Origin of the sequence: Streptomyces sp. NPDC005963, from assembly GCF_040638655.1 — a bacterium.
Classification (GTDB): domain Bacteria; phylum Actinomycetota; class Actinomycetes; order Streptomycetales; family Streptomycetaceae; genus Streptomyces.
This window is the reverse complement of the sequence record NZ_JBEXVD010000021.1, coordinates 1-17,654: the sequence shown is the minus strand read 5'-3', so window position 1 is coordinate 17,654 and position 17,654 is coordinate 1. Positions and strand designations below refer to the sequence as shown.

Below are 17,654 nucleotides of genomic sequence, written 5' to 3'. Positions count from 1 at the left end.
TGCACTTCTTCGCTGAGGGTCCGATCCCGTGCGCGTACAGCGGGATCGGACCCTTTGCCGTGCCCCTCGGTGCTACGAGCCGGTCGCGACCTGTCCGGCGGCCTCCGGCTGGAGCAGCCCTTCGAGGAGGGGCCGCAGCCGTGTGGTGCGGTCCTGGGCGGGGATCTGCGCAACCGCGTGCGGCAGTGCCTGGTCCACCCCGTGGACCACGGAGAGATGGCGTGCGGCCCGGCCGAAGGCCGTGTACACCCAGGGTCGGCTCAATCCGGGGGCGGCGTCCTTGGGCAGTACCACCACGGCAGCGGGCCAGCGCATCCCGGCCGCCTGATGGGCCGTCATGGCCCAGCCGTGGCGCACGACGGAGTCGACCCGCTCCTTGGGCACCGTCACCCGTGTGCCCCCGCACTCCAAGCGCAGACCCTCGGCGTCCGCCGAGACGACCGTGCCCGGCAGTGTCCGGCCGAACGCAGGCGCGTAGGCGATCCGATCGCCCGGGTCGAAGCCTCCGAACCGGCCGGGCCCCGGATTCAGCCGCTGCTTCAGTGCCGCGTTCAACACTCTGGTGCCGGCCGCACCACCGTGGCCGACCGTGATGACCTGGGTCTGTTCGGTTGAGATCCCGATCGCGCGCGGTACGGAGTCGGCGACCAACTGCACCGTGCGGTGCACGGCCTCGCCCGCATCCCGCACGGGCACGATGACGACCTCCTTGTCGGGCGCTGCCACGGAACAGAGCTCTCCGGCACCGATCCCGGAGACCAGTTCGCCGAGCGGGCCTGGGTCCGGCGTCCGGGAAGCGACGGCGGGGCACACCCGAGCAGCCAGCAGGTCTCCGAAGACCCGCCCGGCACCGGCCGAGCCCAACTGGCCGGGGTCGCCGCTGAGCAGCAGCCGGCTCCCGTCCGGCAGCGACTCCACCAGGACCGCCGCCGTCTCCACGTCGAGCAGGGGGGCGTCCAACACCACCAGGAGGTCCAGGGCCAGTGCGCCGTCCTCGTCCCGCCCCGGGCCTTCGGCGCCGGAGAGCAGCCCGGCGACGGTGACCGCGCCGCCCTGCGCCTCTCGGCCGTACTCGCTGTGGAGCGCGACGACGCAGCGCAGCCCCTGTGCGGTTGCGGCGGCGGCCAGGGCGACCGGTTCGTCCCGAGCCGCCTCGGCGCCGGTGTGGACCACAAGACCGCTCACGGCGAGCGCCCTGGCCAGCTCGCCCGGTGCGGCTTCCCAACGGTCGTCCGCGTCCCCGCGGGCCAGGCGGGCCAGGCCGTCCGCCAGGCTCTCCTCCGCCAGTGCGTAGCGGTCCAGCCCCCAGAGCACCGGGCCGGCCGGCACGCCTTCGGCAGCACTCCCGGTGCCGCCCTCGTCGGCTGCGTCGTCGGTCGTTCCACCGGTCGTTTCGTCGTGTTCGAGCGTGCCGTCCTCGGACGAGCCGTCGAAGAGCAGCACCACACCGTCGGCCGCGGCGCTCCGCAGGGCCTCCTGTGGATCGGGCACCGAGTGCCCGGCCAGCGCCGCACACAGGGTCGAGGACTCCAGGGCGGTGTGCCCCCGCAGCGCGGAGCGCTCCAACTGCCAGACGACCAGCGCTGCCGTCCGGCGCTCGTCCCCCGGGCCGCACGCATCGCCGAGAAGTGCTCGGGCGAATCCGTCGGCCTGCTGGGGCAGTACTCCGGGCACGGTCAGCAACTGCCAAGGGTCCTCCCTGAGCAGTACCGCTGCCGTCTCCCCGAGTACGTCCGCCACCTGCGCGGCGAGGTCGTCGGGTGCACCGCCCTCGCCGAGCACGGCTCGTACCGCTGCAACGGTCTCGGGCGCACTCGTGTGAGCGGTGCGGGGCGATGCGGACGGCGTCGACCCGGGTGCCCGGCCGGCGCGGACGCGCACCGGCTCGGCCGTGGCGGGTCCATCCGTGGCGGGTCGGTCCGTGGGGGAGGGGAAGAAGGCCCGGCCCGTGGACTCCCCGCTCTCGACCGCCCGCACCGCGGCCAGCAGGTCGGCCGCCTGTCCGCTGAGTTTGGCGCCGCTCGCGATGGGCCCTTCCTTCTCGGCCTTGCGCTGTTCGATCCGCTCCCGCAGCTCCCGCTGGGCGAGCAGTTCGGCCGCCGCCTCCGAGGTCTCCCCGCTCCCGGCGCCCGGCTCGGTCGCGCTGGGGGCGCCGTCCGCAGCGGTGGCCGCGGGCTCGGGGTCGACCGTGGATTCGGCGGCGGCCTTGGGCTCGGGGGCCGACTCGTCACCGCTTCGCGCGTCGGATGCGTCGGCCGGCTCCGGGGCGGGCGCGTCGGTGGCGGTGGGCTCGGCATGGGGACCGGGGCCCTGCTCCTGGGATGACGCGGTCACAACATGCTCCAGTCCTGGTCGGGATAGCGGTGCACGGGCGCCGACACGTCGTCGAGCGCCCGTCGGATCTCGTCAGGAAGCGTAAGCGCCTCCACTGACAGTGCTGCGACGAGTTGCTGCGCGTTGCGCGCGCCGACGATGGGGGCCACCACTCCCGGCCGGTCCCGCACCCAGGCGAGTGCCACCTGTAGGGCCGTGGTCGCCAGTCCGTCCGCCGCGGTGAGCACGGCCTCCACGATGCCGTCCGCGGTCTCGTCGAGGTACGGCTCGACGAAGGGGCCGAGGACCTCGGAAGCGCCCCGCGAATCCGACGGCGTGCCGTGGCGGTACTTCCCCGTCAATACGCCCCGGCCCAGCGGCGACGACGGCAGGAGGCCGACGCCCAGGTCGAGCGCCGCGGGCAACACCTCGCGCTCGACCCCGCGCTGGAGGAGCGAGTACTCCATCTGTGTGCTGGCGAGCCGGGTGCGCGGCCCGGGCGATGCGAGTTGCCAGGTCGCCGCCTTCGCCAACTGCCAACCGCAGAAGTTGGATACGCCCGCGTAGCGCGCCCGACCGCTGCTGACGGCGATGTCCAGGGCCTGCAACGTCTCGTCCAGCGGGGTCAGCGGATCGAAGGCGTGGACCTGCCAGAGATCGACGTAGTCCGTGCCGAGCCGGGCGAGGGAGTCGTCGAGTGAGGCGAGCAGATGCCCGCGGGAGGTGTTGAAGCGGCGGTCGGGGTCGAGCACGCTGCCCGCCTTGGTGGCTATGACGAGGTCGCGCCGGGGCACGAGCCGCTCGATCAACTGCCCGAGCAGATACTCCGCATCCCCGCCCCCGTACACGTCGGCGGTGTCCACCAGCGTCCCACCGGCTTCCCAGAACGCCTTCAACTGGTCGGCGGCGTCGTGTTCGTCGGTGTCCCGGCCCCAGGTCAGGGTGCCGAGACCGATTCGGGACACGCGCAGGCCGGTGCGGCCGAGATGCCTCTGCTCCATGAGCGCTGAGATTACTGGCCGGGCGACGACACCGAGAGACCCTGTGGACAACCGAGTGGTCGCCGACCAGCCCGATCGCCCCCCTGACGGATGGTCCCTCCGGGCGCTAGAGTCCCCGGAACAGAGAAGTTACTGATCGGTAAGAGGGAGTGTTATGCGACTCGGCATCAACCTCGGCTACTGGGGCGCGGGGATGGACGGCGACAACCTCGCGGTCGCCCAGGAGGCCGACCGGCTCGGCTATGACGTCTGTTGGGCGGCGGAAGCCTACGGATCCGACGCACCGACCGTCCTCGCCTGGGTCGCCGCCCACACCGAGCGCATCGACGTCGGCTCCGCCATCCTCCAGATCCCCGCCCGCCAGCCCGCGATGACGGCCATGACCGCGGCCACCCTCGACTCGCTCTCCGGCGGTCGGTTCCGTCTCGGACTCGGGGTCTCCGGCCCCCAGGTCTCCGAGGGCTGGTACGGCGTGAAGTTCGACAAGCCCCTCGCCCGCACCCGCGAGTACGTGGAGATCGTCCGCAGGGCCATGGCCCGCGAGCGGCTCTCCTACGAGGGTGCGCACTGGACGCTGCCGCTCCCCGACGGTCCCGGCAAGCCGCTCAAACTCACCGTCCACCCCGAGCGCGCACACATCCCGCTCTACATCGCCGCGATCGGCCCCAAGAACCTCGAACAGACCGGTGAGATCGCCGACGGCGCCCTGTTGATCTTCCCGTCGGCCGACCATCTGGAGGAGACGGCGATCCGCCACCTCCGGGCCGGCCGCGAGAAGGCCGGCAAGTCGATGGACGGCTTCGACGTCTGCCCCACCCTGCCGCTCGCCCTCGGCGACGACCTCGATGCGCTCGCCGACGTGTTCCGCCCGTACACCGCCCTGTACGTCGGCGGCATGGGCAGCCGCCAGCAGAACTTCTACAACCAACTCGCCCGGCGCATGGGGTACGAGCAGGCGGCGGACGAGATCCAGGACCGCTACCTCGCCGGCGACAAGGACGGCGCCGCCGCGGCCGTACCGAAGGAGTTGATCGACTCCACCACACTGCTGGGTTCCGTGGAGCGGATCGCCGACCGGATGCACCAGTACGCGGCGGCGGGAGTGACCACCCTGACCCTGGCCCCGGCCGGGTTCACCCTCGACGAGCGCCTCGCCGCCCTGCGCGCGGGCACCGCCGCACTGGAGCGCTCGGGCCTCGCCTGATCCGCCCCGGCCCGCAGGGGGGCACCGTACGCCCGGTGTCCCCGGGGCCGGCCGGCTCCTCGCCCCCTGATGTCATCCGTTCGGCGCAGTTGGCCGACGCACGTGTTGCCCCGCACCCCGTACCGCACTTGACTCTTTCTTTGCGGACCCTTGCGGGCCTTCGCGGACGCCTTCAGGAGGTGGCAGTGATGCTTTCGGCTCGAAGCCTTTTCCAGGAGATCATCGACCACGACGACTCCTTCCAGCTGTTCTGCTCCATCGCCGCCAGCGGCGAGGCCCAGGGGGGCTGGGAGAACGGCCGCATCGCAGCCCTGGTGCCCGCCGGCATGGCCGACCTCGCGCCCAGGATCGCCCGGCACGGCGCGGACGAGGACAAGCACGGCCGGATCTTCAACGCACTGCTCCACAAGCGCGGGCTCGAACCCGTCCCCGTACCGCCGGGGACCGACTACACGATGCTCCTGGAGCAGCACGGCATCGGGCTCCCCCACGACAAGCTCCGCCGTGAGGAGCCCCTGACCGAGGAGGACATCGTCGTCTACCTCGCCCACAGCCGGGTGACCGAGCAGCGTGCGGCGGACCAGATGGACATGCTGGTCAAGCACTTCGGTCACCACCCGGAACTGGGCAAGGCCATCCGGATGATCTGCAACGACGAGGAGAACCACCTCGCGTACTGCCACGAGGAACTGCTCCGCCTCGCAGCCGCCGGACACGGCCGCACCATCCAGACCGTCCTCCGGGAGAGCGCCCTGACCGAGATCAAGGTCTACCGCGACGTCAGCCTCGCCGTGATGGCGGAAATGGGCCGGGTGCTGCGCTGGCCACGAGCGAAGTCGGCAGCGCTCTCGGCCGGTATCCAGGCCATGTACGGCTACGAGAGGTTCGGCGGCTGGCACCGGATGATCAGTCTGCGGATGCCGGAACGACGCGGTGCCCTCGACGGGCCGCCCACCGTCGCCCCCGCCTTCTGACCCTCCCGTCGGCTCGGGCGGACGTACGGCCGCCGGTCGTTCGTACGGCCGGCCCCGTCTACAGCCAGCCCCGGCGTTTGAACAGCCGGAAGAGGCTGTAGACGGTGCCGCCCATGAGTACCAGCACCGCGGGATAGGACCACACCCAGCCCAGCTCGGGCATGTGGGCGAAGTTCATCCCGTAGATCCCGGCGACCATCGTCGGCACGGCCGCCATGGCGGCCCAGGCCGAGATCTTGCGCATGTCGTCGTTCTGTCGGACCCCCTGTTGCGCGAGGTGGGCGGCGAGGATGTCCGAGAGCAGTCGGTCCAGACCCTCCACCTGCTCGTTCGCCCGGGTCAGATGGTCGCTGACGTCGCGGAAGAACGGCTGCGAACGCTCATGGACGAAGGGCACCCCCGCGCTCGACAGCCGGGCCATCGGTGCGGCCAGCGGACCGGTCGCCCGACGGAACTCCAGCACCTGGCGCTTGAAGACGTAGATCCTGGCGGCCGTGGGCGGCCCGGCCGTCGGTTGCTTGGCCTCGGCCGCGCTGCCGGCCCGGTCGGCCCTGCGCGAGCGCCGCGAGCGACGGCCCTCCTTCCGGGCGGGGGCGAAGACCTCGGCCTCCATCTCCTCCAGGTCCACCTGCAACTCGGCGGCCACCTCGATGTAGCGGTCGACCACCGCGTCACTGACCGCGTACAGCACCGCCGTGGGGCCGTGGGCCAGGACCTCGGGTTCCGCCTCCAAGCGTTGGCGCACGGCGGCCAGCGGTGAACTCTCGCCGTGACGGACCGTGACCACGAAGGAATCACCGATGAAGACCATCAGTTCGTCGGCGGTGACGGTGTCCGATTCGGGCTCGTACGTCACCGGCTTGAGGACCATGAACAGGGAGTCGTCGTACACCTCCAGCTTGGGCCGCTGATGAGCCCGCAAAGCGTCCTCGACGGCCAGGGGATGCAGCCCGAACTCCTGCTTGACCAGGTCGAACTCCTTGTCCGTCGGCTCATGCATACCGATCCACAAGAAGGCGTCGCCGCTCGCCCTGGCCTCGGCGAGCGCATCGGAGAGATCGGCAGGGCCCTCGGTGCGGCGCCCGTCGCGGTAGATGGCGCAGTCGACGATCACGGCGCGTATTCTTCCGCGCGGGCCGGCCCGACGCACCCCGGCACCGGCCGCCGCTTCCCGCGCCCCGCAGGGACGGATCGGCACCGACACGACCTAGGCTGGCGGACATGGCCACGTTGATCCTGGTACGCCACGGACGCTCCACCGCGAACACCGCAGCGGTACTCGCGGGCTGGACCCCCGGCGTCCATCTCGATGAACACGGCGCCGCCCAGGCCGCCGCCCTGCCCGAGCGCCTCGCCGCGCTGCCGCTGGCCGCGGTGGTCAGCAGCCCGCTGGAACGCTGCCTCCAGACCGTGCAACCCCTGCTGGACGCCCGGCCCGAACTGCGCCTCCAGACCGACGACCGGGTCGGCGAATGCCACTACGGGGACTGGTCGGGGCGCAAGCTTCGTGAACTGGCCGACGAACCACTGATGCAGGTGGTGCAGCAGCATCCTTCTGCGGCGGTATTTCCTGGTGGTGAGTCCATGCGTGCGATGCAGTCGCGTGCGGTCGACGCCGTACGCGACTGGAACGAGCGCATCGACGCAGAGCACGGCGAGGACGCGGTCTATGCGATCTGCTCGCACGGGGACATCATCAAGTCGATCGTCGCGGACGCACTCGGCATGCATCTCGATCTCTTCCAGCGGGTCCATGTGGAACCTTGTTCCGTGACAGCGATCCGTTACACCCGTACGCGGCCATTTCTTCTGCGCCTGGGGGACACAGGTGAACTGGGCTCACTGGCACCGCACGACCGGGACCACCGTGCTGCCGGGAGCGCCGACGTCGCCGGTGGTGACGGCGATGCCGTCGTCGGTGGCGGCACGGGCACCGTGTGATCGCCTGGCAGTAGGGTGGACGGGCTGGAGTGCGCCCGCACCACCGCCGGGCACTTCAGCCCGTTCGTACAGCTCGTTGCAGGTCAATGCCAGGTCGTTCCCGAGTTCTGAGGGAGTTAAGAGCGTGTCCCGTCAGGTGTTCCTCTATGACCCGCCGGACCGGTTCGTGGCCGGTACGGTCGGGCTGCCTGGACGCCGTACGTTCTTCCTCCAGGCGTCGGCCGGAGGACGCGTCACCAGTGTGGCCCTGGAGAAGACCCAGGTGTCCGCGCTCGCCGAACGCATCGACGAGCTCCTCGACGAAGTGGTGCGCCGCACCGGGGGCAATGCGCCCGTGCCGGCGATGGCACCGACCGACGTCGCGGACACCGCCCCGCTTGACTCCCCCGTCGAGGAGGAGTTCCGGGTGGGCACCATGGCCCTGGCCTGGGACGGCGAGGAACAGCGCATGATCGTCGAGGCGCAGGCCCTGGTCGAGTTGGAGGCGGAGTCCGACGAGGACCTCGCCGACGCCGAAGAGCGGCTGCTGCGGGACGAGGAGAACGGCCCGCCCATGCTGCGGGTGCGGCTGACCGGTGCACAGGCCCGGGCCTTCGCCAAACGGGCCCTGGACGTGGTCAACGCCGGTCGTCCCCCGTGCCCGCTGTGCAGTCTGCCGCTCGATCCGGAAGGACACGTGTGCCCGCGCCAGAACGGATACCGCAGGGGAGCGTGACCGCCCTCGACCTCCTGGCCAAGGGGGAGCTCCGGGTGCGGGGCCAGGTGCGCGAGGCGTCCAACGCGGTCCTGGTCTGCTCGGTCGTCCACGACGGCGAGGAGGCGGCCTGCGTCTACAAGCCGGTCGCCGGGGAACGTCCGCTCTGGGATTTCCCCGACGGCACGCTGGCCCAGCGCGAAGTGGCCGCCTACGAGGTTTCCGAGGCCCTGGGCTGGGGGCTGGTGCCCCCGACGGTTCTGAGGGACGGCCCGCACGGCGAGGGCATGGTCCAACTGTGGATCGAGGCCGACGCCTCGGCTCAGCTCCTTGCGCTCGTCGAGGGCGAGGAGGCGGGGGAGGGCTGGAGGCCGGTCGGCTTCGCCGAGGTGGGCGAGGGGCGCACCGCTCTGCTGGTCCACGCCGACGACGGGCGACTGCGCAGGCTCGCCGTACTGGACGCGGTGATCAACAACGGCGACCGCAAGGGCGGCCATCTGCTGCCCGCCGAGGGGGGCGCGCTGTACGCCATCGACCACGGGGTCACCTTCCACGTGGACGACAAGCTCCGCACCCTGCTCTGGGGGTGGGCGGGCGAGCCGCTGCCCGACGAGGCCCTGGAGGCCCTGGAGGCGCTCTCGTCGGCGTTGGCCGTGGGCGAGCCGCTCGACGTTCGGTTGGGGCAGTTGCTGACCCCGGCCGAGGTGGCGGCGATCCGCAGCAGGGTGGCTGCGCTACGGGCCACGGGCCGACACCCGGTGCCCTCCGGCGAGTGGCCGGCGATCCCCTGGCCGCCCGTGTGAGGGGCGAGCGGCACGGCTGACCGGATCGGGTCGGGCATGGGATCGGGGATCGATAGGCCGCCAGTCTTTGAAGCGCCGTGTCGACTTATGGACCCGTCGCGGCTCATTCAACGGCTCTATGGGGCGCCCAGCACAGAGCGCGGACAATTCACAAGAGTGCACAACCGGCCAACCGGCGTGATCCGGTTCGTATCCGGATCACCCGTCCGGTTAGGCTCAGATCATGTATGCCTGGCCCGCTTCTGAGGTCCCCGCCCTGCCTGGCACGGGCCGCGACCTTCGGATTCACGACACCGCAACCGGCGGTCCACTCACCCTGGCTCCCGGCCCCGTCGCCCGTATCTACGTCTGCGGCATCACGCCCTACGACGCCACCCACATGGGACACGCGGCGACCTACAACGCGTTCGACCTCGTCCAGCGCGTGTGGCTCGACACCAAGCGCCAGGTCCACTACGTCCAGAACGTGACCGACGTCGACGATCCACTGCTGGAGCGCGCCATCCGCGACGGGGAGGACTGGACCCGGCTCGCCGAGCGCGAGACCGCCCTCTTCCGCGAAGACATGACCGCACTGCGGATGCTCCCGCCGCAGCACTACATCGGAGCCGTCGAGGCGATACCGGGCATCGTCCCGCTGGTGGAACGGCTGCGCGACGCAGGCGCCGCCTATGAACTCGAAGGCGACGTCTACTTCTCCGTCGAGGCCGACCCCCACTTCGGCGAGGTGTCCCACCTCGACGCCGAGGCGATGCGGCTGCTCTCCGCCGAACGCGGCGGCGACCCCGACCGCCCCGGCAAGAAGAACCCCGTCGACCCCATGCTCTGGATGGCCGCCCGTGAGGGCGAGCCCAGCTGGGACGGCGGCAGCCTCGGCCGCGGCAGGCCCGGCTGGCACATCGAGTGCGTCGCCATCGCCCTCGACCACCTCGGCATGGGCTTCGATGTCCAGGGCGGCGGCTCGGACCTCGTCTTCCCCCACCACGAGATGGGCGCGTCGCACGCCCACGCCCTCACCGGCGAGCACCCCTTCGCACGGGCGTACGTGCACGCCGGAATGGTCGCCCTGAACGGCGAGAAGATGTCGAAGTCCAAGGGCAACCTGGTCTTCGTCTCCACCCTGCGCCGCGAAGGCGTCGACCCCGCCGCGATCCGCCTCGCGCTGCTCTCCCACCACTACCGGGCCGACTGGGAGTGGACCGACCAGGTCCTACGGGACGCGGTCGAGCGCCTGGAGCACTGGCGCGCGGCGGTCTCCCGTCCCGACGGACCGTCCGCCGAGGCGCTCGTCGAGGAGGTTCGGGCGGCTCTCGCCGACGACCTGGACGCCCCGACCGCACTGCTCGCCGTCGACCGCTGGGCAGCCCGCCAGCATGCCGAGGGCGGTACGGACGAGGGGGCGCCCGGGCTCGTCTCCCGTACGGTCGACGCGCTGTTGGGCGTGGCGCTGTAGCTCAAGGACGGCGAGGTACATACGTGAGGGGCGGCGCGCGAACGCGCGCCGCCCCTCACGCCGTACCGGGGCGCGCCCAGGAGTACGGGCGAGCCCCGCTCAACTCACCGCCCGGGAGGATCCTCCTCGGCGTCCTTAGCGTCCTTAGCGTTCTCGGCGTCCGGCCCGTCCGCCCGGCCCTCGTCGGGGCCCGAGACCGTGTCGTCGGCAGCCGCCGTGGCATCCGTCTCCGCAGCCTCGCCGGACGCTCCGTCCCCATCGCCGTCTCCAGCGCCCGCTTCGGCAACTGCTTCCGCTTCGGTATCCGCTTCCGATGTGACGTCCGGTTTCGATGCGGTGCCTGGATCTGCTGCGGTGTCTGCTTCCGCTTCGGCGTTCGCTTCGGTGCCCGACTCCGGACGGGCGGACTTCGGTGGCCGGTTCAACCCGCCGGACGGATCACGGAGGTAGGTCCCGCTGTCACCGCCGTCGGTCGCCAGCCCCGGACCGCTGCCGGGCCCGCCGTCCCGCCGCCGCAGATACCGTTCGAACTCGCGGGCGATGGCCTCGCCCGACGCCTCGGGCAATTCCGCCGTGTCCCTGGCCTCCTCCAACGTCTGGACGTACTCCGCCACCTCGCTGTCCTCGGCGGCCAGTTGGTCCACGCCGAGTTGCCACGCCCGTGCGTCCTCGGGCAGTTCGCCCAGCGGAATGCGGAGACCGATCAGATCCTCCAACCGGTTGAGCAGGGCAAGGGTGGCCTTGGGATTGGGCGGTTGGGAGACGTAGTGCGGCACCGCGGCCCACAGACTCACCGCGGGCACGCCCGCATGGGTGCACGCCTCCTGGAGGATGCCCACGATCCCGGTGGGGCCTTCGTAACGCGTCTCCTCCAGATCCATGGTCCTGGCCAGGTCGGGGTCGGACGTGATGCCGCTGACCGGTACCGGCCGGGTGTGGGGCGTGTCCCCGAGCAGCGCGCCGAGGATCACCACCATCTCCACGCCCAACTCATGGGCGAAGCCGAGGATCTCATTGCAGAACGACCGCCAGCGCATGGACGGTTCGATGCCCCGCACCAACACCAGATCGCGCGGTTTCTCGCCGCCGACGCGGACCACGGACAGTCGGGTCGTCGGCCAGGTGATCTTCCGTACTCCGCCGTCCAGCCACACCGTGGGCCGGTTCACTTGGAAGTCGTAGTAGTCCTCGGCGTCCAGGGCCGCGAACACCTCCCCCTTCCACTCCCGGTCCAGGTGTGCGACCGCGGTGGAGGCGGCGTCGCCGGCGTCGTTCCAGCCTTCGAACGCGGCCACCATGACCGGGTCGATCAGCTCGGGTACCCCCTCGAGCTCGATCACCCAGTGCCTCCTTCCGAAGTTCCCTCGCGTACGCACCAACCTTACGGGTTACGAGGTGCCGCGCCGCAGCCCTCGTGCACGGGCGGGTGAACTTCGATGAGGTGTACAGCGGCTGGAAAGCGGTCGTGCGCACGCGTTGCCGTGCGCTGCTTCCCACCAGCGGCGCAGCCGGGGCGGCACCAGTTGGCGTACCTCCCCCGTGCGGGACGGTCAGCACCCCCGACGATCACGCCCGCATCTCCCGGGGGAGCGGTTGGAGCGTGATCCTCGGGGGCGGGCCTCGACATGATCGTCAGAGCCTGGCACCCTGGGCCGTCCGGCGTGGCTCAGCGCCGCTGGCGGAGCATTCCTTCCACCCCGGCCCGTATCTCGTCGGTGGCCAGCCCGCGCACGGTGAGGGTCGTACGCCGGCGCAGCACGTCGTCCGCGGTCTCGGCCCACTCGTGGTCCCGTGCGTAGACGACCTGGGCCCAGATTTCCGGGGCCTCGGGGTGGATTCGTTCGGCCAGTGCGGGATCGTCGTTGGCCAACCGGGCGATGTCGAAGGAGAGCGAGCCGTAGTGGGTGGCCAGATGGAGTGCGGTGTCCGCGGACATCCGCGGGCCCGGCGCCGGCCCGTCGGCCATCAACCGGTGCGCGACCGCGTTCGGATTGGCGATCCCCGGCAGCGGCAGCTTCCTGGGCAACCGGTCGATCGGTTCCATGTCCTCGGTGAGCGGCTGCCCGGGAAGGGCCGCCAGTTTGGTCATGACCGTACGACCGATATGGCGGAAAGTCGTCCATTTACCGCCGGCGACCGACAGCATTCCGCCACGGCCCTCGGTGACCACCGTCTCCCGTTTGGCCTGGGAGGTGTCCCCGGGGCCGCCGGGCAGCACCCGCAGACCGGCGAACGCATAGGTGATCAGATCGCGCGACAACTGCTGGTCACGGATGGAGAACGCGGCTTCGTCCAGGATCTGGGCGGTGTCCTGCTCGGTCACCGCGACCTCGCCGGGATCTCCCTCGTACGCCTCGTCGGTCGTTCCGAGCAGCAACATGTCCTCCCAGGGGAGGGCGAAGGTGATCCGGTACTTGTCGATCGGCGTCGCCAGGGCCGCCTTCCACGGAGAGGTGCGCTTGAGCACCAGGTGCGCGCCCTTGGAGAGGCGGATGGAGGGCGCGGCGCCCGCGTCCTCCATCCGGCGCAGATGATCCACCCACGGGCCGGTGGCGTTGAGCACCAGCCGGGCGTCCACGCCGAACTCCGTGCCGTCCGTACGGTCCTTGAGCTCCGCGCCCGTCACACGGCCCCGGGTGAAGCGCAACCCGGTGACCTCGGCGTGGTTGAGCACGGTCGTGCCCGCGTCGACGGCCGCACGGACCGTCATCAACGCCATCCGGGCGTCGTTCATCTGGTCGTCCCCGTAGACGGCGACCGCCTTGAGGTTCTCCGTACGCAACTCGGGCACGTCGCGCTGGGCCTTGGCCGGGCTGATGACGTGGCCGACGCCGTCGCCGAAGGCGGAGAGCGCCGAGTAGGCGAAGACGCCGGCACCCAGTTTGGCCGCGCCGTGCGGTCCGCCCTTGTAGACCGGCAGATAGAACGTGAGCGGATTCGCCAGGTGGGGGGCGACCTCGCGGGAGAGGGCGCGACGCTCGAAGTGGTTCTCCGCGACCAGCTTCACCGCCCCGGTCTGGAGGTAGCGCAGACCGCCGTGCAGCAGTTTGGAGGAGGCGGACGAGGTGGCGCCGGCGAAGTCACCGGCGTCCACCAGGGCCACCCGCAGTCCGGACTGCGCGGCGTGCCAGGCGGTGGAGATGCCCAGGATGCCGCCGCCGATCACCAGGAGGTCGTACGAGGCTTTGGAGAGCTGCTCCCGGGTCTCGGCCCGGCTCGGGAGAAAGCCGGATGCCGGGTGCGTACCGAGGGTCGGAACGCTCTGCAGGGTGGTCATGTCCATTACTCCTGTCAGTCTTCCTCTTCGAGCCAGCCCATGGTCCGCTGCACGGCCTTGAGCCAGTTCTTGTACTCGCGCTCGCGCTGGTCGGCGTCCATGCGCGGGGTCCATTCGGCGGCCCGTCGCCAGTTGGCGCGCAGCGCGTCCGTGTCCGGCCAGAACCCGACGGCCAGACCTGCGGCGTAGGCCGCGCCGAGGCAGGTGGTCTCGGCGACCATGGGGCGCACCACGGGTGCGTCCAGGAAGTCCGAGAGGGTCTGCATCAGCAGGTTGTTGGAGGTCATGCCGCCGTCGACCTTGAGCGTGGTCAACTCCACGCCGGAGTCCTTGGTCATGGCGTCGCTGATCTCGCGGGTCTGCCAGGCGGTTGCCTCCAGAACCGCACGGGCGATGTGTGCCTTGGTGACGTACCGGGTGAGACCGGCGATCACACCGCGGGCGTCGGGACGCCAGTACGGGGCGAACAGTCCGGAGAACGCGGGGACGACATAGGCGCCGCCGTTGTCCTCCACGGTCAGGGCCAGCGTCTCGATCTCCGGTGCGGACGAGATGAGGCCCATCTGGTCCCGCATCCACTGCACCAGCGAGCCGGTGACGGCGATCGAACCTTCGAGGGCGTAGACCGCCCGCTCCTCGCCGATGCGGTAGCCGACGGTCGTCAGCAGCCCGTTGTACGAGTTGACCGGGGTGTGGCCGGTGTTCATCAGCATGAAGGTGCCGGTGCCGTAGGTCGACTTGGCCTCGCCCTCGGCGAAGCACGTCTGACCGAAGAGGGCTGCCTGCTGGTCACCGAGTGCGGAGGCGACCGGGATGCCGTCGAGGACCCCGCCCTTGGCTGTGCCGTACACCTCGGCGGAGGAGCGGATCTCGGGCAGGATCTCGGCGGGCACGTGCATGGAACTGAGGATCTTGGGGTCCCAGGCCATGGTGTGGAGGTTCATGAGCATCGTGCGCGACGCGTTGGTGACGTCGGTGACGTGCACCCCGCCGTCGACGCCGCCGGTCAGGTTCCAGATGACCCAGGAGTCCATGGTGCCGAACAGGATCTCGCCGCGTTCGGCGCGCTCCCGCAGCCCTTCGACGTTGTCGAGGAGCCAGCGGGCCTTGGGGCCGGCGAAGTAGCTGGCGAGCGGCAGACCCGTCTCCCGGCGGAAGCGGTCCTGGCCGACGTTGCGGCCGAGTTCACGGCAGAGGGCGTCGGTACGGGTGTCCTGCCAGACGATGGCGTTGTGAACGGGTTCACCGGTGTTCTTGTCCCAGAGCAGCGTGGTCTCGCGCTGGTTGGTGATGCCGATCGCCTTCACATCGGCGGCGGTGATGCCCGCCTTGTCGATCGCGCCCGCGACGACCTCTTGCACATTGGTCCAGATCTCGATGGCGTCGTGCTCCACCCAGCCCGGCTTGGGGAAGATCTGCTCGTGCTCCTTCTGGTCGACGGAGACGATCCGGCCGTCCTTGTCGAAGACGATGCAACGGCTGGACGTGGTGCCCTGGTCGATGGCCGCGATGAACGGGCCGTGCCCATGTGAGGCGGCGCCGGTGGTGTGTGCGTCAGTCACGGGGTGCTCCTGCTGGTGGTCGAAGGGGAGACGGCTGTGGCTCCACCCGTACGGCGTACGGGCGCACGGTCAAGCGAACGCGAGGTTGTAGATACCCGCGGCGAGTGCTCCGCCAGCCAGCGGGCCGACGACGGGAATCCAGGCGTAGCCCCAGTCGGAGCCGCCCTTGTTGGGCAGCGGCAGCAGGGCGTGGACGATGCGGGGGCCGAGGTCGCGGGCCGGGTTGATGGCGTAGCCGGTGGGCCCGCCGAGTGAGAGGCCGATGCCGACGACGACGAGGGCGGTGATGAGGGCGCCCAGTGGGCCGAGGCCCTTGCCCTCGGCGTTCAGCCCTTGGGTGAGGACGGAGAGCACCAGGACCGCGGTGCCGAGGATCTCGGTGGCGAGGTTCTGCCAGACGATCCGGATCTCCGGGCCGGTGGAGAAGATGCCGAGGATGGGGCCGGCCTTGGCGCTGTGGCTGCCCTCGACGGGCTTGTCGGCGGGGTCTCCGATGATCGCCCGGTCGGTCAGATGGGTCATGAACTGGCCGTAGTAGGCGACCACGAACAGGACCGCGCCGATCATCGCGCCCAGCATCTGGCCGGCGAGGTAGACGGGAACGTTGGACCAGGTCCCGTCCTTGATGGCGATGCCGAGGGTGACGGCGGGATTGAGGTGGGCACCGGAGAGCCCGCTCGTCATGTAGACGGCCGTGAGGACCGCGAAGCCCCACCCGAAGGTGATGGCGAGCCAGCCCGCACCGCGGGCCTTGGAATTCTTCAGGGTGACGGCGGCGACCACGCCACCGCCGAGGAGGATCAGAACCGCGGTTCCGATCGTCTCGCCGATAAAGATGTCGGAGTTGGACACCGCGACTCCTTTGTCCTTCGTCCAGGGGAAGGCGAACCCCGGGCGCGCCGGTGGTCCGTGCCCTCAGGTGAGGGCGTACGGCCGTTGGCGCTGCCACACTCTAACCCCTAATGCCGGTAGGTGTTCGACAATGCCGACCGTTAGACGGCAGTTTTATCCCTGGTCAACACGCCGTCAAGACGCTTTGTCTCGTCGTCTGCCCGAAAATCGACGCAACCCACGAGAACCACGGAACCTGGAGTCGACGAAGAGCAGATCGTTACCGATGATGCGACAAAGTGGTCAAAATCGCCCGGCGCCGAGATCGCGGGAAACCGCCCTGGCACACTGCCGCACCGCTGCGACCAGGTCTGATCGCACTTCCTGACTCAGACAGACCCGCTCGACCGCTCCCGTGATGGCGACCGCTCCCACCGGCATCCGGCGGCGGTCGTGAATGGGGGCGGCCACCGCTGCCACGCCCTCCCAGGTCTCCTCCACGTCCGCGGCCCACCCCCGCGCCCGCGTGTGGTCGAGCAGCGCCTCGAAATCGGCCAGCTCCGTGACCGTCCGCGGGGTGAAGGGCTCCCGGACGACCTCCACCGCCTCGCTGTGCGCCACCGGGTCGTACGCGGCGAGCACTTTGCCCAGGGCGGTGGAATGCAGGGGCTGCATCGCACCCACTTCGAGCACCTGGCGACTGTCATCCGGACGGAACACATGGTGGACGATGAGGACACCGTGCTGGTGGAGTACGCCCAGATGGACGCTTTCACCGCTGGAACGCGCCAGGTCGTCGGTCCACACCAGGGCCCGGGCACGCAGTTCGTGGACATCGAGATAGCTGTTGCCGAGGCGCAGCAGCTCCGCGCCGAGCTGGTAGCGCCCGGACGCGGGGTCCTGCTCCACGAAGCCCTCCGCCTGGAGGGTGCGCAGGATGCCGTGGGCGGTGCCCTTGGCGAGCTCCAGTGCGGAGGCGATGTCCGAGAGACCGAGCCGGCGCTCCCCGCCCGCGAGCAACCGCAGCATGGCCGCAGCCCGCTCCAGCGACTGGATGTTCTTCGCCATTGGATCGGCCTTTCTGGCTACTGTTCGGCAATGCTGAACGCTATCGGTTGATGTCGACCTGGTGCTCTGAGTGAGTATCTCGCGGGCACCGGATCGGCGGGAACTGTGGCGCCGCCGGGCGGCCGGCCCCGTACCGGTGGATGCGTACCGTTACGCATCTACTGGGGTGGCCTGCCCCGTAGTGGTCTGCCCCGAGCGGCCACCGGGGTGCAAAAACGGATGCTTCAGGCGCGCCGCGCGGTCCGTCCCGTGGGACGGCCCGCCCCTTGACGCCGCCACCCGGCTACTCTGGCTCCGTGCGCCCTCCACCGAGGACGCAAAGCCGACAGCCGTCGCATCCCAGGGAGCCCGTCCATGGCCTCGTCGCCTACCCCCTCCGTACCCTCCGCCGACAGCCGGACCCGCATTGCGGCACTCCGTGAGGCACTTGCCACCCGAGTCGTTGTTGCTGATGGTGCTATGGGCACGATGCTTCAGGCTCAGGACCCGACGTTGGCGGACTTCCAGGATCTCGAGGGGTGCAATGAGATCTT

14 protein-coding genes are annotated in these 17,654 nt (G+C 70.4%); 6 read left to right on the top strand and 8 right to left on the bottom strand.

Translation table 11 applies throughout. The annotated features are described in order from the left end of the window. Positions 1-72: 72 nt before the first annotated feature. Together ABZ348_RS24505 and ABZ348_RS24500 are read right to left on the bottom strand one after the other, a co-directional pair. Complete coding sequence (locus tag ABZ348_RS24505) at positions 73-2,334, bottom strand: helix-hairpin-helix domain-containing protein (protein WP_358936451.1); 2,262 nt, start codon at positions 2,332-2,334, stop codon at positions 73-75. Continuing rightward, positions 2,331-3,314, bottom strand: a complete 984-nt coding sequence (locus ABZ348_RS24500) for an aldo/keto reductase (protein ID WP_329016423.1) — start codon at positions 3,312-3,314, stop codon at positions 2,331-2,333. The genes ABZ348_RS24505 and ABZ348_RS24500 overlap by 4 nt, the downstream gene beginning before the upstream one ends. Before the next feature lie 154 nt (positions 3,315-3,468). Here ABZ348_RS24500 and ABZ348_RS24495 point away from each other — a divergent pair, with 154 nt between their 5' ends. After that, positions 3,469-4,518 carry an LLM class F420-dependent oxidoreductase gene (locus ABZ348_RS24495; protein ID WP_358936449.1) on the top strand — a complete coding sequence of 350 codons (1,050 nt, stop codon included), beginning with the start codon at positions 3,469-3,471 and terminating at the stop codon, positions 4,516-4,518. 188 nt (positions 4,519-4,706) lie between these two features. Next, complete coding sequence (locus tag ABZ348_RS24490) at positions 4,707-5,492, top strand: ferritin-like domain-containing protein (RefSeq protein ID WP_358936447.1); 786 nt, start codon at positions 4,707-4,709, stop codon at positions 5,490-5,492. Positions 5,493-5,550: 58 nt separating this feature from the next. Here the strand turns inward: ABZ348_RS24490 and ABZ348_RS24485 are convergent, their stop codons facing one another. Beyond that, entirely contained in the window at positions 5,551-6,615 is a 1,065-nt protein-coding gene (locus ABZ348_RS24485; RefSeq protein WP_358936649.1) for a magnesium and cobalt transport protein CorA, read from the bottom strand. A gap of 98 nt (positions 6,616-6,713) precedes the next feature. Between ABZ348_RS24485 and ABZ348_RS24480 the strand changes: the two genes are divergently transcribed. From ABZ348_RS24480 to mshC, 4 genes are all read left to right on the top strand, one after another. Next, the gene (locus ABZ348_RS24480; protein WP_358936445.1) at positions 6,714-7,433 is read left to right on the top strand and encodes a histidine phosphatase family protein; all 720 of its coding nucleotides are present in this window, start codon (positions 6,714-6,716) and stop codon (positions 7,431-7,433) included. A 124-nt stretch (positions 7,434-7,557) separates the two neighbouring features. Next, complete coding sequence (locus ABZ348_RS24475) at positions 7,558-8,148, top strand: DUF3090 domain-containing protein (protein WP_358936443.1); 591 nt, start codon at positions 7,558-7,560, stop codon at positions 8,146-8,148. Next, positions 8,145-8,930, top strand: a complete 786-nt coding sequence (locus ABZ348_RS24470; RefSeq protein WP_358936441.1) for an SCO1664 family protein — start codon at positions 8,145-8,147, stop codon at positions 8,928-8,930. Before ABZ348_RS24475 ends, ABZ348_RS24470 begins: the two co-directional genes overlap by 4 nt. A 223-nt stretch (positions 8,931-9,153) precedes the next feature. After that, entirely contained in the window at positions 9,154-10,383 is a 1,230-nt protein-coding gene (gene mshC, locus ABZ348_RS24465; protein WP_358936439.1) for a cysteine--1-D-myo-inosityl 2-amino-2-deoxy-alpha-D-glucopyranoside ligase, read from the top strand. A gap of 104 nt (positions 10,384-10,487) precedes the next feature. On the opposite strand, the gene ABZ348_RS24460 is transcribed toward mshC, so the two are convergent. From ABZ348_RS24460 to ABZ348_RS24440, 5 genes are all read right to left on the bottom strand, one after another. Beyond that, the gene (locus ABZ348_RS24460; protein WP_358936437.1) at positions 10,488-11,723 is read right to left on the bottom strand and encodes a PAC2 family protein; all 1,236 of its coding nucleotides are present in this window, start codon (positions 11,721-11,723) and stop codon (positions 10,488-10,490) included. Between the two features lie 326 nt (positions 11,724-12,049). Beyond that, positions 12,050-13,660, bottom strand: a complete 1,611-nt coding sequence (locus ABZ348_RS24455) for a glycerol-3-phosphate dehydrogenase/oxidase (protein WP_358936435.1) — start codon at positions 13,658-13,660, stop codon at positions 12,050-12,052. Between the two features lie 14 nt (positions 13,661-13,674). Continuing rightward, positions 13,675-15,222, bottom strand: a complete 1,548-nt coding sequence (gene glpK, locus ABZ348_RS24450) for a glycerol kinase GlpK (protein ID WP_358936433.1) — start codon at positions 15,220-15,222, stop codon at positions 13,675-13,677. Between the two features lie 69 nt (positions 15,223-15,291). Further along, the gene (locus ABZ348_RS24445) at positions 15,292-16,074 is read right to left on the bottom strand and encodes an MIP/aquaporin family protein (protein ID WP_358936431.1); all 783 of its coding nucleotides are present in this window, start codon (positions 16,072-16,074) and stop codon (positions 15,292-15,294) included. Positions 16,075-16,356: 282 nt separating this feature from the next. Continuing rightward, a complete protein-coding gene (locus tag ABZ348_RS24440) occupies positions 16,357-17,121 on the bottom strand; it encodes an IclR family transcriptional regulator (RefSeq protein ID WP_358936429.1) in 765 nt (254 codons plus the stop codon). Between the last annotated feature and the right edge of the window lie 533 nt (positions 17,122-17,654).